The organism is Halomonas sp. 113 (assembly GCF_904067645.1).
Lineage (GTDB): Bacteria > Pseudomonadota > Gammaproteobacteria > Pseudomonadales > Halomonadaceae > Vreelandella > Vreelandella titanicae.
This window is the reverse complement of the sequence record NZ_LR881453.1, coordinates 3,836,139-3,853,259: the sequence shown is the minus strand read 5'-3', so window position 1 is coordinate 3,853,259 and position 17,121 is coordinate 3,836,139. Positions and strand designations below refer to the sequence as shown.

The 17,121-nt window shown below is 55.3% G+C and carries 18 protein-coding genes; 14 read left to right on the top strand and 4 right to left on the bottom strand.

Annotation, left to right across the window (positions count from 1 at the left end; genetic code table 11):
• Window positions 1-211 precede the first annotated feature (211 nt).
• From YERSI8AC_RS18195 to YERSI8AC_RS18165, 7 genes are all read left to right on the top strand, one after another.
• Complete coding sequence (locus YERSI8AC_RS18195; RefSeq protein WP_027958098.1) at window positions 212-1,042, top strand: bifunctional allantoicase/(S)-ureidoglycine aminohydrolase; 831 nt, start codon at window positions 212-214, stop codon at window positions 1,040-1,042.
• Window positions 1,043-1,178: 136 nt separating this feature from the next.
• Complete coding sequence (locus YERSI8AC_RS18190) at window positions 1,179-1,667, top strand: ureidoglycolate lyase (RefSeq protein ID WP_022522264.1); 489 nt, start codon at window positions 1,179-1,181, stop codon at window positions 1,665-1,667.
• 118 nt (window positions 1,668-1,785) lie between these two features.
• Entirely contained in the window at window positions 1,786-3,261 is a 1,476-nt protein-coding gene (gene pyk, locus YERSI8AC_RS18185; protein ID WP_022522265.1) for a pyruvate kinase, read from the top strand.
• Window positions 3,248-4,024: a molybdate ABC transporter substrate-binding protein gene (gene modA, locus YERSI8AC_RS18180; RefSeq protein WP_022522266.1), complete on the top strand. Its 777-nt coding sequence runs from the start codon at window positions 3,248-3,250 to the stop codon at window positions 4,022-4,024. Before pyk ends, modA begins: the two co-directional genes overlap by 14 nt.
• Before the next feature lie 65 nt (window positions 4,025-4,089).
• Window positions 4,090-4,758: a molybdate ABC transporter permease subunit gene (modB, locus tag YERSI8AC_RS18175; protein WP_022522267.1), complete on the top strand. Its 669-nt coding sequence runs from the start codon at window positions 4,090-4,092 to the stop codon at window positions 4,756-4,758.
• Window positions 4,751-5,911, top strand: a complete 1,161-nt coding sequence (locus tag YERSI8AC_RS18170; RefSeq protein ID WP_236557347.1) for an ABC transporter ATP-binding protein — start codon at window positions 4,751-4,753, stop codon at window positions 5,909-5,911. Before modB ends, YERSI8AC_RS18170 begins: the two co-directional genes overlap by 8 nt.
• Window positions 5,912-5,913: 2 nt before the next feature.
• Window positions 5,914-6,447, top strand: a complete 534-nt coding sequence (locus YERSI8AC_RS18165) for a DUF192 domain-containing protein (RefSeq protein WP_022522269.1) — start codon at window positions 5,914-5,916, stop codon at window positions 6,445-6,447.
• A 161-nt stretch (window positions 6,448-6,608) separates the two neighbouring features.
• On the opposite strand, the gene YERSI8AC_RS18160 is transcribed toward YERSI8AC_RS18165, so the two are convergent.
• Window positions 6,609-7,343, bottom strand: coding sequence for a ParA family protein (locus tag YERSI8AC_RS18160; protein WP_041158869.1), 735 nt, complete (start codon window positions 7,341-7,343; stop codon window positions 6,609-6,611).
• Between the two features lie 117 nt (window positions 7,344-7,460).
• A complete protein-coding gene (locus YERSI8AC_RS18155) occupies window positions 7,461-8,312 on the bottom strand; it encodes a DMT family transporter (protein WP_022522271.1) in 852 nt (283 codons plus the stop codon).
• Between the two features lie 326 nt (window positions 8,313-8,638).
• Here YERSI8AC_RS18155 and YERSI8AC_RS18150 point away from each other — a divergent pair, with 326 nt between their 5' ends.
• From YERSI8AC_RS18150 to YERSI8AC_RS18120, 7 genes are all read left to right on the top strand, one after another.
• Window positions 8,639-9,526, top strand: a complete 888-nt coding sequence (locus tag YERSI8AC_RS18150) for a sugar phosphate isomerase/epimerase family protein (RefSeq protein WP_236557344.1) — start codon at window positions 8,639-8,641, stop codon at window positions 9,524-9,526.
• Between the two features lie 47 nt (window positions 9,527-9,573).
• A complete protein-coding gene (locus tag YERSI8AC_RS18145) occupies window positions 9,574-10,473 on the top strand; it encodes a hydroxypyruvate isomerase family protein (RefSeq protein WP_159177260.1) in 900 nt (299 codons plus the stop codon).
• A gap of 36 nt (window positions 10,474-10,509) precedes the next feature.
• On the top strand, window positions 10,510-12,198 hold the full coding sequence (locus YERSI8AC_RS18140; protein ID WP_159177259.1) for a GMC oxidoreductase: 1,689 nt from the start codon (window positions 10,510-10,512) through the stop codon (window positions 12,196-12,198).
• Window positions 12,195-12,854 (top strand): gluconate 2-dehydrogenase subunit 3 family protein, encoded by a 660-nt coding sequence (locus YERSI8AC_RS18135; protein WP_022522275.1) that lies wholly within the window; start codon window positions 12,195-12,197, stop codon window positions 12,852-12,854. The genes YERSI8AC_RS18140 and YERSI8AC_RS18135 overlap by 4 nt, the downstream gene beginning before the upstream one ends.
• A gap of 17 nt (window positions 12,855-12,871) precedes the next feature.
• On the top strand, window positions 12,872-13,675 hold the full coding sequence (locus tag YERSI8AC_RS18130) for a 3-keto-disaccharide hydrolase (RefSeq protein ID WP_053856998.1): 804 nt from the start codon (window positions 12,872-12,874) through the stop codon (window positions 13,673-13,675).
• 134 nt (window positions 13,676-13,809) lie between these two features.
• Window positions 13,810-14,082, top strand: a complete 273-nt coding sequence (locus YERSI8AC_RS18125) for a CopG family ribbon-helix-helix protein (RefSeq protein ID WP_159177258.1) — start codon at window positions 13,810-13,812, stop codon at window positions 14,080-14,082.
• Entirely contained in the window at window positions 14,079-14,354 is a 276-nt protein-coding gene (locus tag YERSI8AC_RS18120) for a type II toxin-antitoxin system RelE/ParE family toxin (protein ID WP_027958085.1), read from the top strand. The genes YERSI8AC_RS18125 and YERSI8AC_RS18120 overlap by 4 nt, the downstream gene beginning before the upstream one ends.
• 413 nt (window positions 14,355-14,767) lie before the next feature.
• Here the strand turns inward: YERSI8AC_RS18120 and YERSI8AC_RS18115 are convergent, their stop codons facing one another.
• Together YERSI8AC_RS18115 and YERSI8AC_RS18110 are read right to left on the bottom strand one after the other, a co-directional pair.
• Window positions 14,768-15,994 (bottom strand): nucleoside permease, encoded by a 1,227-nt coding sequence (locus tag YERSI8AC_RS18115; RefSeq protein ID WP_159177257.1) that lies wholly within the window; start codon window positions 15,992-15,994, stop codon window positions 14,768-14,770.
• 42 nt (window positions 15,995-16,036) lie between these two features.
• Window positions 16,037-17,119 carry a sugar phosphate isomerase/epimerase family protein gene (locus YERSI8AC_RS18110; RefSeq protein WP_159177256.1) on the bottom strand — a complete coding sequence of 361 codons (1,083 nt, stop codon included), beginning with the start codon at window positions 17,117-17,119 and terminating at the stop codon, window positions 16,037-16,039.
• Window positions 17,120-17,121: the final 2 nt, after the last annotated feature.

Below are 17,121 nucleotides of genomic sequence, written 5' to 3'. Positions count from 1 at the left end.
GCAGCGGTTAGCGGGCGTCACGCCGCGCCGAGGTTGCTGTTTTTGGACATGCTCGTATGATCTTAGAATTATGAAACAAAAGTTTCTAAAGAAGTTACTATTGGGAGGAGTGTTTCACAAGAGCTTTGTTAAAGATTGCTTTATTGTGGTTAGCTAATCTTGTATACAAGATGAATAACTTGTGTTTTTACTAAGTCAAATAGGTTTAAAAATGCCAGCTACTTACTACGCTCCCACCGGCGGGCACCCGCCGCAAACGCAAATCACCGCTGATCGCGCCGTGTTCACTGAAGCGTATGCGCTGATCCCCAAAGGCGTGATGCGCGATATCGTCACCAGCAATCTCCCCTTTTGGGAAGGCACTCGTCTGTGGGTGCTGGCGCGGCCGCTGTCGGGGTTCGCCGAGACGTTCTCCCAGTACATTATGGAAGTCCAGCCCCAGGGCGGCAGCGATAAGCCCGAGCCTGATCCTCAGGCGGAAGGCGTGTTGTTTATTGTGGAAGGTGAGTTAACGCTTACTTTGTCAGGCGAGCGCCACACCCTGCAGCCCGGCGGTTATGCGTTTATTCCCCCGGGCAGTTCGTGGCAAGTGCGCAACGAATCTAACGCGCCGGTACGTTTCCACTGGGTACGCAAGGCCTATGAGTTTGTGGAAGGGCTCGAGGTGCCAACGGCGTTTGTCACCAACGAGCAGGACATTGCGCCTATCGAAATGCCGGGCACCGAAGGACGCTGGGCCACCACACGCTTTGTCGACCCTGCGGACGTTCGCCACGATATGCATGTCAATATCGTTACCTTTCAGCCCGGCGGCGTAATTCCTTTCGATGAAACCCATGTCATGGAACACGGCCTTTACGTGCTCGAAGGCAAAGCGGTTTATCACCTGAATCAAAACTGGGTAGAAGTAGAAGCCGGGGACTTCATGTGGCTACGCGCTTTCTGCCCCCAGGCCTGCTACGCCGCTGGCCCCGGGCCATTCCGGTATCTGTTGTATAAAGATGTTAATCGTCATCCTGCTCTTCGTCTGGGGGCTCGTTAAAACTGGTTGCGCTAGCTTTTCAAGCAGGCAGCTTTAAAGGGTCGCGCGAGCTAAAGCTGCCTCCCACTAGTGCATTTATCAGGCTGGCAGTGGCCATGCCACGCTGAGTAACAAAGAACTTTAGAAGGACACAACAATGCTAGAGCTAAAAGCCGAGCCGTTGACCGCAGAGGCCTTCGCCCCTTTTGGCGATGTGATTGATGCGCGCACCTCCGCGTCGTTTCCCATCAACGCCGGGCGCACTCAGCGCCACCATGATCTTGCCAAGGTGGAAACTCTAGGCGAAAACGCTCACACGCTGATTAATATCTTCGTGAGCCAGCCGATTACACTGCCGTTGGAGCTAACGTTTTTAGAGCGTCACCCCCAGGGCAGTCAGGCGTTTATGCCGCTGCACCAGGAGCGCTTTATTGTGGTGGTAGCCCCACCGGGGGAACATATTAACCCTGCAGACGTGCGAGCGTTTGTCACCGATGGCCGCCAAGGGGTGAATTACCGCGCTGGCACTTGGCACGCCATTCAATCGGTGCTGGAGCGCGAAGGCGAGTTTTTGGTAGTGGATCGCGGCGGTGATGGCAATAATTGCGATGAGTTTCCTCTCACGATCACCGTGACGTTGACTTAAACCAACCCTCTGCGTTGCACTGCTGTCATATAGAGCGCGTTAAACTGGTAAGCTAGGGTTACTGGATAGAGTTACTTAATAAAAGTCACTACACGCTAAATTGCATGGTTGGAACATTATGAACGCACTGCACTTCTCCTCGATCCGTCGTACCAAAATTGTCGCCACCCTTGGGCCTGCCAGCGACCGGGAAGGCGTATTGGAAGCCATGCTCAAGGCGGGTGTCGATGTGGTGCGTCTTAACTTCTCCCATGGCACAGCGGATGATCACCGCCGCCGACTAACCGAGGTACGTGAAATCGCCGCCAAGCTAGGCCGCAGCGTCGCGGTGTTGGGTGATCTGCAGGGGCCCAAAATTCGTATTGCACGGTTTAGAGATGGGGCTGTGGTGCTTAAAGAGGGCCAGCCGTTTATTCTCGATATGGCGCTGGATGGCGATGCGGGCGATGTGCATCAAGTCGGCTGCGACTATAAGACCTTGTCCCAAGACGTGACCGCCGGTGACCGCCTGCTGTTAGATGACGGACGTTTGGTGCTGGACGTGGCCCGTGTTGACGGCCAACAGGTGCATACCACCGTGGTAGTGGGTGGCAAGCTCTCTAACCATAAAGGCATCAACAAGCAGGGCGGCGGACTCTCCGCTCCGGCATTGACTGAAAAAGATAAAGAAGACCTTAAGACCGCCGTTGAGATTGGCGTCGATTACCTGGCCATTTCTTTCCCCCGCCATGCTGAAGATATGCTCGAAGCACGCCGCTTATTAGGTGAGGCGGGTAAAGAGATTGGCCTGGTGGCCAAAGTCGAACGTGCCGAAGCCGTAGCGGATGATGCCACCCTGGATGGCATTATCGAAGCTTCTGAGGCGGTCATGGTGGCGCGCGGTGATCTAGGCGTAGAAATTGGCGATGCCAAGTTGGTCGGCGTGCAAAAGCGCATGATCAAACGAGCACGTTCGCTAAATCGTGCGGTCATTACCGCCACGCAAATGATGGAGAGCATGATTTCAGCGCCACTTCCCACCCGCGCTGAGGTGTTTGACGTGGCCAACGCGGTGCTGGATGGCAGCGATGCGGTCATGCTCTCGGCGGAAACCGCGGCGGGCGACTACCCGCTGGAAACCGTAGAAGCCATGTCACGTGTTTGCCTGGGAGCTGAGCGGGAAAAAACCGCCCAGGAGTCCGGTCACCGTATTCATGAAGGCTTTTCCCGCCCTGACGAGACCATTGCGCTCTCCGCCATGTACGCGGCCAACCATATGACCGGCATTACCGCGATTGCCTGTATGACCTCATCGGGCTATACACCGCTGATCGCTTCGCGCATTCGTTCGGGCCTGCCGATTGTCGGCTTGGCGCATAATCCCATTGCCCAACGCCGCATGGCGCTCTACCGCGGTGTTGTTTCGCTACCGTTCGATACCTCCGAAATGAGCGCCACCGAGCTAAACGACCGGGCCCTCGAGATGCTTGTCAAGACCGGTATCTCCAAACCTGGCGACCATGTAATCCTAACTCGCGGCGACCATATGAACGCCCATGGCGGCACCAATACCATGAAGGTAATGGAGATTACTGACGAGCATGCTAAAAGCTAAATTAGCCCATGGGTTGCTGCTCGCCTGCTTGCTTCTGATAGGTTCCCCTGCGCAGGCGGAGGCGCCTATCGTGGCGGCGGCCTCTGATCTACAGTTTGCGCTGACAGAAGCCGCCGAGCAGTTTCAGCAGGAAACCGGCCACGCCCTACGGCTAAACTTTGGCTCGTCAGGCAACTTCCGGCGTCAAATTGCCCAGGGCGCGCCCTTTGAGCTCTATCTCTCTGCTGACGAGCGCTACGTTCAAGCGCTTTATGAGGAGGGCTACACTCAAGATGAGGGCGTGATTTACGCCATTGGTCGTTTAGTGTGGCTGCAGCGCGCAGGGCGTGGTGATTTACCTAACGAGGAGACGCCGCTTGAAGCGGTTAAAACCGCGTTAGAGGCGGGGACTACTGAGCGCATCGCCCTGGCCAACCCTGAACACGCCCCCTATGGCGTGGCGGCGCGGCAGGCGCTTGAGTACGCCGGGCTTTGGGAGCAAACAGAGCCGCTGCGGATACTGGGCGAAAACGTCTCCCAGGCGGCGCAGTTTGCGCTCTCCGACGATGCGCGCGGTGGGCTGGTGGCTTACTCCTTGGCGCTGGCTCCCACACTAGGTGAGCGAAGTGAGTACATACTCATTCCTGAGGCTTGGCATAGTCCATTACGCCAGCGCATGGTACTGACCAACCAGGCTGGGGAGATTGCCACGGCCTTCTATCAATGGTTGCAAGAGGACGAGGGACAATCCATTTTGCGTACCTATGGTTTTAACGCTGAATAAGGGTTTTAACGCCGAATAATGGCTTTAGCGTCGAATGATGAGCGCTTCTTAATGGATGACATTTAATGGATTGGTCGGCGCTTTCGGTCTCGTTACGTCTCGCGGCATTTACCTGTCTCATCTTACTGCCCATTGCCATTTGGCTAGGTCGCTCTCTGGCCTATGCGCGTTTCCGCGGCAAAGGGCTATGCGAAGCGCTGATCGCACTACCGCTGGTATTGCCGCCTACCGTACTGGGCTTTTATCTGCTGTTGAGCTTTGGCCGCGACGCGCCAGTGGGCTCGTTTTGGGCAGCAATGACCGGTAGCGGGCTGAATTTCACTTTCACTGGCATACTATTGGCCTCCCTGATCGCCAATTTGCCGTTTGCCGTGCAGCCCATTCAGCGTGCCTTTGAACATGTGCCCCACAACCTGCGTGAAGCGGCTTGGTGCAGTGGGCTAAGCCCTTGGCAGACGCTGCTGCGCATCGAGCTGCCCTTGATGTGGCCAGGCATTATGTCAGCGGCAGCGCTTACCTTTGCCCATACGCTGGGCGAATTTGGCGTCATCTTGATGGTGGGTGGCGCCATTGATGGTGAAACCCGCACTCTCGCCATTGCCATCTATGATCGCGTCCAGGCCTTCGATGAACAGGGCGCTGCACAGATGTCGGCGCTGTTGCTGTTGGTATCGTTTATTACCTTGGGGCTCGTCTATGGTCTGGCCGGGCGCAGGCGGTGGGTACGTGGCTGATTCGCGCATCACAGAGCCGGTCTCTGGGCCGATTGCAGGGTTGAGCGTGGCGGTCAATCAAACGGGGCCGATTCCACTGGCCGCCGAGTTTGTTTGCCAACCCGGTGAACTGCTTGCGCTGGTAGGGCCATCGGGCAGCGGCAAAACCACGCTGCTGCGCACCATTGCCGGGCTTTATCGCCCCCAGGGCGGGCGAGTGGAGTGCGCTGGAGAGGTTTGGTTTGACGCCGAGCGTAAGCATTCACTCTCGCCCCAGCGTAGACAGGTCGGCATAGTGTTTCAGGACTATGCGCTATTTCCGCACCTAACCGCCTCACGAAATATTCAGCTCCCTCTGCGCCACCTGCCCCAACCGCAACGCCGTGAACAGGCCGAGCAGTGGCTAGCCAAGGTGCGTTTAGACGGGCTGGGCAAGCGCTACCCCAACGCGCTTTCGGGGGGCCAGCGCCAGCGTGTGGCGCTGGCCCGTGCCTTGGCCCGCGACCCCAAAGTGCTGTTACTCGATGAGCCGTTTTCGGCGGTGGATCAAGTGACCCGGCGGCGGTTGCAGCGCGAGCTGGCGCTGCTGCGTCAGCAGATCGACATCCCTATTGTACTGGTGACCCACGACCTGGAAGAAGCCGCCGCGCTGGCCGACCAAATCTGCGTGTTGCATAACGGCGTCAGCCTGCAACAAGATGCTCCTGATGTGCTTTTTCGTCGGCCGTTGTCGCCGCTGGTGGCGCGCTTGTTAGACCGCCATAATCTGTTTGAAGGGATAGTGGTGGATGAGGGCGGCAAGCGTCGGCTGCGGTGGGGCGAAAATTATCTAGAGGTAGCCGAGGGGCTAGATAATCTGACGCTGGGTGAAACAGTCACCTGGTACTTGCCGCCCTCCGATATTGTGCTTCACCGTCGCGGCCGTCCTTCACACGGCGAGCGGGAGAACCCGGTCGTTGCCACCGTTAGCGAACTGGTCGTACTGGGCGGCATCACTTCAGTTTCGCTAAGCGTCGATCACGGCGATATGTTACGTTTTGATATTGCCACCCATGCCGCCCGGCGTAATCAGTTAACCAGCGGCGCCGTGGTGAAGGTTTCGCTGCTGGCAGCAGGCATTTACCTTTTGCCAGGCCACCAAGTTCGCGCAGATGCGCATGACAAAAGGAAGTAAGCATGGATCCCACGCGTCGCACGCTGCTTAAGGCGTCTTTACTGTTACCGATGGCGGCGCTGTTGCCGATGTCGCTACTCAGCTCGTTTGCTTGGGGGCAGGCGTCTGCACAAGAGATGCAGACGCTGGCGCTGGCTATTCACAGCGAGGGCGGCCCACATCGTCTAGAGGTTGAAGTGGCGGAAACGGCTTCTCAGCGTCAGCGCGGGTTAATGGGGCGTGAGAGCTTGCCCGAAAAAAGTGGCATGCTGTTTCGCTTTGAGAACGAGCAGTCGGCCAACAATGCCTTTTGGATGTATCGCACGCTAATCCCTCTGGATATTGCCTTTATCGATAGCGATGGGCGGATTGTGGCGATTAATACTATGCAGCCCTGTGAATCCTCGTCGCCGAGCGACTGCCCCTCTTATCCTGCAGGTGCGGCTTATCATTCAGCGCTAGAGGTTAATGGCGGCTATTTTGCTGAGCGCGGTATCAAAGTAGGGGACTGTGTTTCTATTCCTGAAGAAGTCGGTTTCTGCCAGCCTGGAGATTAAACTGGGCGGCGGCGAAACCTGACCACGATCAGGGCTATACCCTCGACCACTAAGCCGCCGCCGACTCGTTTATGCACGCCTAGGCTGTCGTCCATTAACAGCGCGCCGGTACCTCTTCCGCCTGCTGCAAGCCAATTAACAGCAGAGCGAAGCTCAGAAGGTCATTGTATACGCTGCGCGATCTCTCGCCACAGCGCGGTGTAGGCGCGACTGCCCCGACTGCTGCGGGCGAAATGCCCGACCGGAGCGCGTTCGATACCCATACGCTCGACCTCACTGGCGTTGGGCACGGTCGTCGATAGGCGCCTCGGCCAGCGTTCGCTGAGACTCTCCATCACCTGGCGGTGCAGGGTCTTGCGACGGTCGGCGAGGGTCACGAATGGCCAGATCGGGCAGGCATGGTCGACCGCGTCGAGATGACCGTCCAGTTGCTCAAGAGTGCGCAACGACAGGGTGGTCGGTACCATCGGCACTAGCAGGGCATCGACGCTTGAAAAGATCTGCTCGGCGAGTGCCGACAGGCTCGGCGGGCAGTCGAGTATCACCAGGTCGTAACTGCTCATCACCGGCTTGAGGATCTTACGCAGCCGGCTGGGTTTGCGGGTTTCCATCGACGCTTCCAGGTCACGCGAGCCCAGCGCCGCTGGCAGCAGGTCGAGCCCTTCGATGTCGGTCTCGCGGATCGCCCGGTCGAGATCGGCCTTGCCCTTGACCAGTTTGCCGACGCCACCACGCACTTTGGGTTTGCTGCGTAGATAGAAGGTGGTGGCGGCCTGCGGATCGAGATCCCACAGCAATACTCGCCTGCCGTCGCGTGCCGCTTCGGCGGCGAGGTTGACGGCGGAGGCGGTCTTGCCCACGCCCCCCTTGATACTGTAAAGCGCCAGCATCTGCATAGGGAACTCCCGGCTTGGTGACTGTTCAGTCTAACTGATTGGCCTGAGTGGATATGTGACGTTTCGATGACGGCGCTGCTGCCGATGTCGCTACGCTGATTTCCCTCGATATGACCTTTATCGGCGGCGGCGAAATCTGATCACAATCAGGGCTATACCCGCGACCACTAAGCCGCCGCCCACTAGTTTATGCACGCCTAGGCTGTCGCCCATTAACAGCGCGCCTAGGCCGACTGCCAATACCGGTACGAGTAGCGTCATGGGTACCACGCGATTAACCGGGTGACGGCGTAAAAGCGCATACCAAATCCCGTAAGCGACAATCGACGACATTACGGCGGTGTAAATCATCGCCCCCCAGCCTAACCAAGTTGCTTGCTGCATCGCCTGCCACTGACCGCTCTCAAATAGCCATGACCCCAACCCTACCTGAGGCACCGCGAACAGCGCCACCCAGCCTGCCAACGCCATCGGCGCAATGGGCGGGCCACGCTTGATCAACAGCTGCGACACCGCCCAGCCCATGGCACTGCACAACAGAATCGCCAGTGGTAAAGGAGAGGGCAGCGTTGGCCCACCGGCCAGTACGACTACCCCAGCAAAAGAGAGTAGCAGCCCGACAATCCGTTTGGGGCCTAGCTTCTCTTTTAGAAAGATGACCGCTAGCAATGTGGCAAAGGGCGTGCCCATCTGTACTAAAAGCGCGCCGGTACCTGCTTCTGCATGCTCCAAACCAATAAACAGAAGAGCGAAGTGGAGGCTGCCGAAGGTGATGGATAACAGTAGCAAAAACGGCAATTGCACTCGCGCCACCGGGTAGAAGGGCACCAGCAGAACTGCGACCAGCATAAAACGTAGGGTGGTCATTAATAGCGGCGGCAGCTCCGCTACACCGACCTTGATAACAATGATATTCAGCGCCCAAATGGCGATAACAAAGAGGCCGAGCAGCAGGTCGCGTAGTGGCACGTTGATGTCCGTTGGTGGATGGAAACGATAGCCATTGTATCAGCTTGGGAGACGGCAAAAATAATAGTGAAATGAGTTGCAGGTAAGCGTCGCTACTGCTTGATACCAAAGTATTAGATTTTTCTTTAATAGTCTATATGTTGTTGATAACCAATTGGTTGTGAATTGACTTGTGTGAGTATTAAGTCCTTTTTGTCCCCTTAAAAGCGGTAAAAAAAGCGGCTGACTTGCACATTTTACTGAGATGTTCTAAAAAAATGTAACCGATTACATTTTTGCGTCGGCGCTTTCACAATATATAACAATCCAACAACAATGAGGTGGATATGGATACCCCGCTACGCCCAAAGCGTTTGAGTTCACAGGCTCTGCTGGCTGCTAGTGCAGTGGCGCTGTCAGTGCTGAGTGTGCCTGGCGTTGTTCAAGCTCAACAAAGCAGCACAGCAGAATTACCCATTGCTGTTCAAATGTATACGCTGCGTGATTTTGGCAATTTGGAGGAGCAGTTAGCCGCCGTAAATCGAGCGGGAATCTCTGCCATTGAGACGGTGGGCACCCAGGACGTGACAGCCGAAGAACTCAACGCTTTGTTAGAAGAGCACGCGCTTGAGGTGATCTCAAGTCATGTGCAGCTAGACGATTTGCGCAATCGCTTAGACGACACGGTGGCTTTCAATCAGGCGGTGGGTAACGACACCTTAACAATGCCTTATCTAGCCGAGGACGCACGCCCTAGCGATGCCGAAGGCTGGCAGGCGCTGGGTAAAGAGCTAGGTGATATTGCCGCTGAGCTAGATGCCGAAGGTTTCCGCTTGGCGTACCACAACCATGATTTCGAGATGGAAGTGTATGACGGTAAAACCGCGTTAGAGCATCTGTTTGATGCGGCTGGATCTGATCTGCTGGCGGAATTGGATATCGCCTGGGTGGCACGTGGCGGGTTTGACCCGGTTGAGTATGTCTCGCGTTTCGATGGCCAACTGTTTGCTGTACACGCCAAAGATAATGCTCCAGAAGGCACCGCCGAAGAAGAGGGCGGTTTCGCCACACTCGGGGAAGGTGTACTGGATTGGGATGCAATCTTGCCCGCCATCGAGGCCGCTGATGTTGAGTGGTACATCATCGAACACGATATACCACTAGACGCAGAAGCGGTGATTACCGAGGGCAACAGCTTCTTACAGGAAAAACTGACAGCGCTTCGAGAAGAGTAATGCACGCTTAGGCCATCTCATTTAGATGACGAACGCGAGGATGCTTTATGAAGCGCTACCTTATTGATCGGCGTAGCTTGCTGCGCCACAGCGTTACCGGTGCTATTGGTCTGGCGGCGCTACCTCAGATTGGCTCTCGAACCCTGGCTGACGATATGCCTTCTCAGCGGGCGCTAAAAGGCAATATCCATCATTCAGTCGCTCGTTGGACATTCGATTTTCTATCTTTGGAAGAGCTTTGCCAGCTTTCAACTGAGTTGGGCATTACGGCGATTGATCTGGTGGGGCCAGAAGAGTGGCCTGTGCTTCAGCGGTATGGGCTCGACTCTTCCATGTGTAATGGCGCTGAGTTGAGCCTTGAGGATGGCTGGGGCGATACCCGCTTTCACTCAGAGCTGATTGAGCGATACCTCCATCATATCGATTTGGTCAGCCAAGCGGGCTACACCAATCTCATTTGTTTTAGCGGCAATGCCCGGGGTATGAGCCCTGAACAGGGTTTGCAAAATGCCGAAATGGGGCTGAAGGAGATTCTTGCCCAGGCAGAGGCAAAAAGCGTGGTGCTACAGATGGAGCTGTTCAACAGCAAAATCGACCACCCCGACTACCTTTGCGATAACTCTACCTGGGGGATTGAGCTTTGCCGCCGCCTCGATTCACCCAACTTCAAACTGCTCTACGACATCTATCACATGCAGATTAGTGAAGGCGATGTCATTCGCACCATCCGTGAAAACCATCCGTTTTTCGGCCATTACCATACGGCCGGTGTGCCGGGGCGGCATGAAATAGATGACACCCAAGAGCTCAACTACCCTGCGATCTGTCGCGCTATAAGAGATACCGGCTTTAAGGGTTATATCGCCCAGGAATTTCTCCCTGACCGGACTAGCCAACAGGCAAAAATAGCATCACTGCAGGCGGCTATTCAGCTCTGCGACGTGTGATGCGACTCTAAAAACAACACAGTAAGGAAGATAATCATGCCAGATAATCACTACGATGCCATCGTGGTTGGCTCAGGCATTAGCGGCGGCTGGGCTGCTAAAGAGCTAACCGAGAAGGGGCTAAAGGTTTTACTGCTCGAGCGTGGGCGCAATATTGAGCACGTAAAGGATTACCACAACGCCGACAAAGAGGCGTGGGATTATCCCCACCGCAATGAGCCGACCCAGGAAATGATCGCTAAACACCCCGTGCTCAGGCGCGACTACCCCCTTAACGAAGCCACCATGGGCATGTGGGCGGATGAACAGGCCAATCCCTACGTGGAAGAGAAGCGCTTTGACTGGTTTCGCGGCTATCACGTAGGGGGGCGCTCACTGCTTTGGGGGCGGCAAAGCTATCGGCTCAGCCCTATGGACTTCGAGGCCAACCAGCGTGAAGGTATCGCCATTGATTGGCCGATTCGCTATGAAGATATCGCCCCGTGGTATGACTATGTGGAACGCTTTGCCGGTATTGCAGGTACTCAGGAAGGGCTAGATATTCTTCCCGATGGCGAGTTTCTGCCGCCAATACCGCTTAACTGCGTGGAAAAAGATGCCGCCAAGCGTATTAAAGAGGCCTTTGGTGGGCAGCGCCATCTTATCCACAGCCGAGTCGCCAATATTACCCAGCCAAAGCCGGAACAAAATCGCGTCAACTGCCAATACCGCAATAAATGCTGGCTGGGTTGCCCTTATGGTGCCTATTTCAGCACCCAGTCCGCCACGCTTCCCGCGGCGGTGGCCACAGGTAATCTAACGTTACGGCCATTCTCGATTGTCAGCCAGGTGCTGTACGACAAAGACCGTCAGCGGGCGCGGGGCGTTGAGGTGATTGACGCTGAGACCCATGAAGTCCATGAGTACACCGCTGATGTCATCTTCCTCAATGCGTCTACGTTCAACACTACCTGGATTTTGATGAACTCCGCCACCGATGTCTGGGAAGGGGGCTTGGGCAGTAGCAGCGGCGAACTGGGTCACAACGTGATGGATCACCACTTCCGCTGCGGTGCCAGTGGCGAAGTGGAAGGCTATCTCGACAAATACTACTTCGGACGCCGTCCTGCGGGCTTTTACATTCCGCGCTTTCGCAACGTAGGCGATGAGCAGCGAAACTACGTGCGCGGGTTTGGTTATCAAGGCGCGGCGAGCCGCGAGGGCTGGGATCGCGAAATTGCTGAGCTCAATATCGGCGCTGATTTAAAGCAAGCACTTAGCCAGCCAGGCGGCTGGACGATCGGTATGACAGGCTTCGGCGAAATGCTGCCCGATCACGATAACCGCATCTCCCTTGACCACAGCGTTCGCGATAAATGGGGGCTGCCGGTGTTGTCGATCAACGTGGAACTCAAGCAAAACGAGCGCGATATGCGTCGGGACATGGTTCAAGATGCGGTCGACTTACTTGAGGCCGCGGGCGTGAAGAACGTCAAAGGCGACGTAGGCGATTACGCGCCAGGCATGGGGATCCATGAGATGGGCACCGCGCGTATGGGCCGTGACCCGAAAACCTCAGTGCTCAATAGCCACAACCAAGTATGGGATGCGCCCAATGTGTTTGTCACGGATGGCGCCTGTATGACGTCATCCTCTTGTGTAAATCCTTCTCTAACCTATATGGCGCTTACCGCTCGGGCGGTGGACTATGCGGTGGAAGAGCTGAAACGGGGGAACCTGTCATGAATCGTCGCGAATTACTCAAAATGATCGCCCTGACGACCGGTACCGCGATGATTGGAGGTAAATCCCTATTTGCCTTTAGCGATGCAGGCCAGTCAGACCACCCCTTTAGCAGCCGCGATGTAGAGCGACTGGACGAGCTTGCCGAAACCATTCTGCCTAGAACCGATACCCCAGGTGCTAAAGACGCTGGCGTCGGGGAGTTTATGGCCCTGTTCGTCAGCGACTGCTATACGCCCTCAGAAAGAGAGGTGTTCTATTTTGGTTTAGCGCAGCTTGAGGCGCGTAGCCGAGCGGCTTACGAACGTGATTTTATAGCGCTGAGTGGCGAGCAGCGGTTAGAGCTCATAACCGAGTTGGATCGCGAAGCGATGGCGCACGCCCAGCAACAGGCTCGTAGAGAGCAGCCAACCCCTGCTGAGGAACTGACCGCAGAGACCCAGACTGCGCAAAATCAAACGGCGGAAACCCAGTCATCCCAGGAGCACGCGGATAGCGAGGAAGCGCTTCCACACTACTTCACTATGATGAAGCAGCTAACGCTGTTCGGCTTCTTCACCTCAGAAGTTGGCGCGACTGAAGTCTTGCGCTACGAAGCGGTGCCAGGCCGCTACGAGGGCTGCGCGCCTTATAACGGCGAGCCTGCTTGGGCTACTTAATGGAGCGGAGAGCATTGATGAAAAATCAGCAAACCTACGATTTACAAAGTCGCGCCTATGCCCCAGCGCTTTGCTTACTGGTCTGCGGCAGTTTGTTGGCATTCGACAGCGCGGCACAAGAAGACGCCTCGAAAGAGGCGCTGACACCCGAGCAGCAATCTACCAAAACCGAAGTGTGGGAGCCTGTGCCTCCTTTGGTTTCAGTGCCTGAGACGGGCGTTCCCTCCGATGCCATCGTGCTATTCGATGGCGCCGATTTAGACGCATGGGAATCTGAAGAGGGCGGGCCAGCCGAGTGGCACGTGGAAGAGGACGTGATGACGGTGAATCGGGGCGCGGGAGGAATACGCACACGCCAGGATTTCTGCGACGTGCAGCTCTACCTGGAGTGGCGAGCACCGGCCGATATCGATGGCATGGAGGGTCAAGATCGTGGCAATAGCGGCGTCTTCCTGCAAGAGCGTTATGAAGTGCAAGTGCTGGACTCCTATGACAACCCGACCTATCCCAACGGCCAGGCGGCATCTATCTACAAACAGCATATTCCGTTAGTCAACGCATCCCGCCCGCCTGGTGAGTGGCAGAGCTATAACATCCTCTACACCGCGCCACGTTTTGATGATGAAGGCGCCCTTGAATCGCCTGCCTACATCACCGTTCTGCATAACGGTGTAGTGGTTCAGCACCATGCTGAAGTGCAAGGCACCACCGAGTGGATTGGCGAACCCAATTACGAAGAAGCCCACGGCTGCGCACCCATTTACCTGCAGGATCACGATGCGGACGTTAGCTTTCGAAACGTTTGGGTGAGAGAGTTATAGTCAGGCGCTTTTAAGCACCCTCAGCGAGCAAGCCCAGTCTTCTGATGCTAGATATATCGGGGACTGGGCTTTTTTGTATCGCCCTCATTGACTATGCTGTAATACATTGTAGTCGTTGGGGTGAGGATATAGATATGGGTGTCACTACAGTTCGTCTTCAGACAGACGTTGAACAGCATCTGGAAGCTATCGCGAGCAGGCTCCACCGGAGCAAAGGCTGGGTGATCAACCAGGCGTTGTCGGAATACATCGAGAAGCAACAGCTTGAGCAAGAGCGCTGGAGGCAAACGCTGGAGGCAATGGAGTCTGCCGCACAGGGGAAGGTGGTTGATAGCAGCGAGGTTCATCGTTGGCTCAATAGCTGGGGAACGGAAAATGAGCAGGATGCGCCGAGGTCGGATAGGTGAAACTGGTTTACACGAATGAAGCCATTGAAGATTTGCAGCGCCTTAGAGAGTTCATCGCCATCCATAATCCATCAGCAGCAGGCCGGATAGCAGCTGAGCTGGTCGGCAAAATCGACTTACTGCCAGACTTCCCTAAAATGGGAACGCCGGTTGAAATGGCACCGGATTCTGTTCGTGACATGGTCTTTGGTAAGTACGTTATCCGCTATTCAGTACATCCGAGCGTCATCATTATTCTGCGCGTATGGCACGAACTGGAAGGTGAGCGTTAGCCATTAAGCCAGCTGCGATTCCCGGCTATGGCAAAATAGAAGTGAAAAGAAAGCGGATTTGGTTATGTATTTACGTTTAACCGAAAGGGAGTTTTATGGACGGCTTTTTTGAAGAGATAGGCAGGGGGGTTTTTAGGGGAATAGGTTACATACTGGCAGAGGTATTCTTTAGAACAATTTGTTACTGGGTTGGTTGGCCAATCTGTAAACTAGTTACTTTGGGAAAATATCCTTCGGCTTTTAAAGTGATATATCTCGATGAGCATAGGAGTCGAGCCGACGGCGCTTTGTGTGCAGTAGTGGGTTTGCTTGCGTTGATTGTGTTGGCTCTGTATCTGTTAGGACAGTTTTCGTACAAAGCTTAGTAAGCCGGGTGCCGCCAATACACCCGGCTGTTATTATGCTCTATCCCCTTACACGTTAGGCTTAACCGTTACGCTTTTGTCGTTTTTAAAGGTGAGGTAGAACAACACCAGCACCGCGATAGCAAATACCGCTGGGAACATCCAGATGCCTTGCCAGTCGTGCGCGCCGTTGGTGGAGAAATGGTCGGTAATCTGACCGGCTACCCAGAAGCCTATTAGCATGCCTACCCCGTAAGTGGCCAGCGTGATCATGCCCTGGGCAGAGCTTTTAAACTTCTCCCCTGCGCGGGCATCGGTGTAGATTTGGCCGGTCACGAAGAAGAAGTCGTAGCACACGCCATGCAGTGCAATACCAATCAAGAGCATAAACACCATCTCATCGGCGTTACCGAACGCAAACAGCGCATAGCGTAGCGCCCACGCCAGCATACCGATCAGCAAGGTTTTCTTGATACCAAAGCGATGAATAAAGACCGGTAGCAACAGCATAAACAGCACTTCCGATACCTGGCCCAGGGTCATTTTGCCGGTTGGATTGGTCACGCCGATCTCTGCCAGAAAAGGGTTGGCGTTTTGGTAATAAAATGCCAGCGGAATACAAATCAGAATAGAGGCGATAAAGAAGATGGCGTAGTTGCGGTCTTTTAGCAGGGCCAGTGCATCTAGCCCTAGTACTTCTTTTAAGCCAACCGGGCCGTTTGCTTTAGGCGGCGTGGCGGGCAGGCTAAAGCTGTATAGGCCTAGGGCTAATGATGCGATAGCGCACATCAAAAAGGTGTTACGCAGCATGCCGTCGGCGATGCCTTGCGAAGAGTCCCAGGCGAATAAGTAACTGATACCCAAGCCCGCGATAATCCAGCCAATGGTTCCCCACACGCGGATTTTAGCGAACTCCTGGCTTGGGTCGCTCATTTGGCGGAAGGAGACCGAGTTAACCAGCGCCAGTGTCGGCATATAGATAATCATATACATCAACACCAACGGGTAAAACGTACTGAAATCGCTGGCGACATACAGGCCGTACATTAAAGCAGCGCCCGCCAAGTGCAGAACACCGAGAATACGCTCGGCGTTGAAATAACGGTCAGCGATCAAGCCAATAATGAAAGGGGCAATAATCGCTCCCCAGGATTGGGTGGAGAAGGCCATGCCAATCTGGCCACCGCTAGCGTTGAGATTATTGGCCAGGAAGGTGCCCAGGGTGACAAACCAGCCGCCCCAGATAAAGAACTGCAAAAACATCATGATGCTGAGTCGTGTGCGTATCATAGCCATGACGTGATCCTTTGTTGTGGTTGTGATTAAAAAAACAGTCAATTAACGGTGTGAAGGAAGACCAAGAATTCGACGGTTGCGCGAAACACTGGTAGTGACACCGGCAAAATCATCAAAAGCGCGATCGGCGGGTTGAATCAGATGGGCTTCGATAAAAGGTGCGCCCTCTGCAGCGCCTTGGGCGGCGTCTTTAATGCAGCACTCCCACTCAAGCACCGCCCAGCCATCAAATCCGTACTGCGTCAGGCGGCTAAAAATCCCGCTGAAATCGATCTGCCCATCGCCTAATGAACGGAAGCGTCCAGGGCGCTCTACCCAACCCTGGTAACCGCCATAAACGCCGCTGCGGCCATTGGGGTTAAATTCAGCGTCTTTAACGTGGAACATGCCGATACGCTCGTGGTAGCGGTCGATAAACTCGAGATAATCCAACTGCTGCAGCAGTAAGTGACTGGGGTCATAAAGAATTTTCGCCCGTGGATGGTTGTCCACTGCCGCCAGGAACCGCTCGAAAGACGCACCGTCGTGAAGATCCTCGCCAGGGTGAATCTCAAAGCACAGATCAACACCTGCCTCATCAAAGGCATCCAGAATTGGCCGCCACCGCCGGGCCAGCTCGTTGAACCCTTCTTCGACTAGCCCCTCAGGACGTTGGGGCCAGGGGTAAACAAAGGGCCATAGCAGCGCCCCGGAAAACGTCGCGTGAGCCGTTAAACCAAGCCGTTGGCTGGCTTTGGCAGCCAGCTTTAGCTGCTCAATGGCCCACTCGGTACGCTCCTGCGGCTTGCCGTGTAGCTCAACAGGCGCAAAATCATCGAATAAGTCGTCGCAAGCGGGATGCACGGCGACCAGTTGGCCCTGTAAGTGGGTAGAGAGTTCACTGATCACAACGCCGGCTTTTTCACAGCGGGCGTTTAACTCATCACAGTAACTTTGGCTTTCAGCGGCCTTGTGCAGGTCGATAAAACGACTGTCTGCAGTGGCAGTGGGTAGCTGAATGGCTTGATAGCCGTGTTCGGCCGCCCAACGAGCGATACCGTCGAGGCTATCGAAAGGCGCTTCGTCGCCGATAAACTGGGCCAGGAAAATGGCGGGCCCGCGGATGCCTTGATGGGTGTTGGGCATGA

Coding starts and splice junctions, on each gene's coding strand:
- YERSI8AC_RS18195 (WP_027958098.1), top strand. CDS start 212: ATGCCAGCTACTTACTACGCTCCCACCGGCGGGCACCCGCCGCAAACG.
- YERSI8AC_RS18190 (WP_022522264.1), top strand. CDS start 1,179: ATGCTAGAGCTAAAAGCCGAGCCGTTGACCGCAGAGGCCTTCGCCCCT.
- pyk (WP_022522265.1), top strand. CDS start 1,786: ATGAACGCACTGCACTTCTCCTCGATCCGTCGTACCAAAATTGTCGCC.
- modA (WP_022522266.1), top strand. CDS start 3,248: ATGCTAAAAGCTAAATTAGCCCATGGGTTGCTGCTCGCCTGCTTGCTT.
- modB (WP_022522267.1), top strand. CDS start 4,090: ATGGATTGGTCGGCGCTTTCGGTCTCGTTACGTCTCGCGGCATTTACC.
- YERSI8AC_RS18165 (WP_022522269.1), top strand. CDS start 5,914: ATGGATCCCACGCGTCGCACGCTGCTTAAGGCGTCTTTACTGTTACCG.
- YERSI8AC_RS18160 (WP_041158869.1), bottom strand. CDS start 7,343: ATGCAGATGCTGGCGCTTTACAGTATCAAGGGGGGCGTGGGCAAGACC.
- YERSI8AC_RS18150 (WP_236557344.1), top strand. CDS start 8,639: ATGGATACCCCGCTACGCCCAAAGCGTTTGAGTTCACAGGCTCTGCTG.
- YERSI8AC_RS18145 (WP_159177260.1), top strand. CDS start 9,574: ATGAAGCGCTACCTTATTGATCGGCGTAGCTTGCTGCGCCACAGCGTT.
- YERSI8AC_RS18140 (WP_159177259.1), top strand. CDS start 10,510: ATGCCAGATAATCACTACGATGCCATCGTGGTTGGCTCAGGCATTAGC.
- YERSI8AC_RS18135 (WP_022522275.1), top strand. CDS start 12,195: ATGAATCGTCGCGAATTACTCAAAATGATCGCCCTGACGACCGGTACC.
- YERSI8AC_RS18130 (WP_053856998.1), top strand. CDS start 12,872: ATGAAAAATCAGCAAACCTACGATTTACAAAGTCGCGCCTATGCCCCA.
- YERSI8AC_RS18125 (WP_159177258.1), top strand. CDS start 13,810: ATGGGTGTCACTACAGTTCGTCTTCAGACAGACGTTGAACAGCATCTG.
- YERSI8AC_RS18115 (WP_159177257.1), bottom strand. CDS start 15,994: ATGGCTATGATACGCACACGACTCAGCATCATGATGTTTTTGCAGTTC.
- YERSI8AC_RS18110 (WP_159177256.1), bottom strand. CDS start 17,119: ATGCCCAACACCCATCAAGGCATCCGCGGGCCCGCCATTTTCCTGGCC.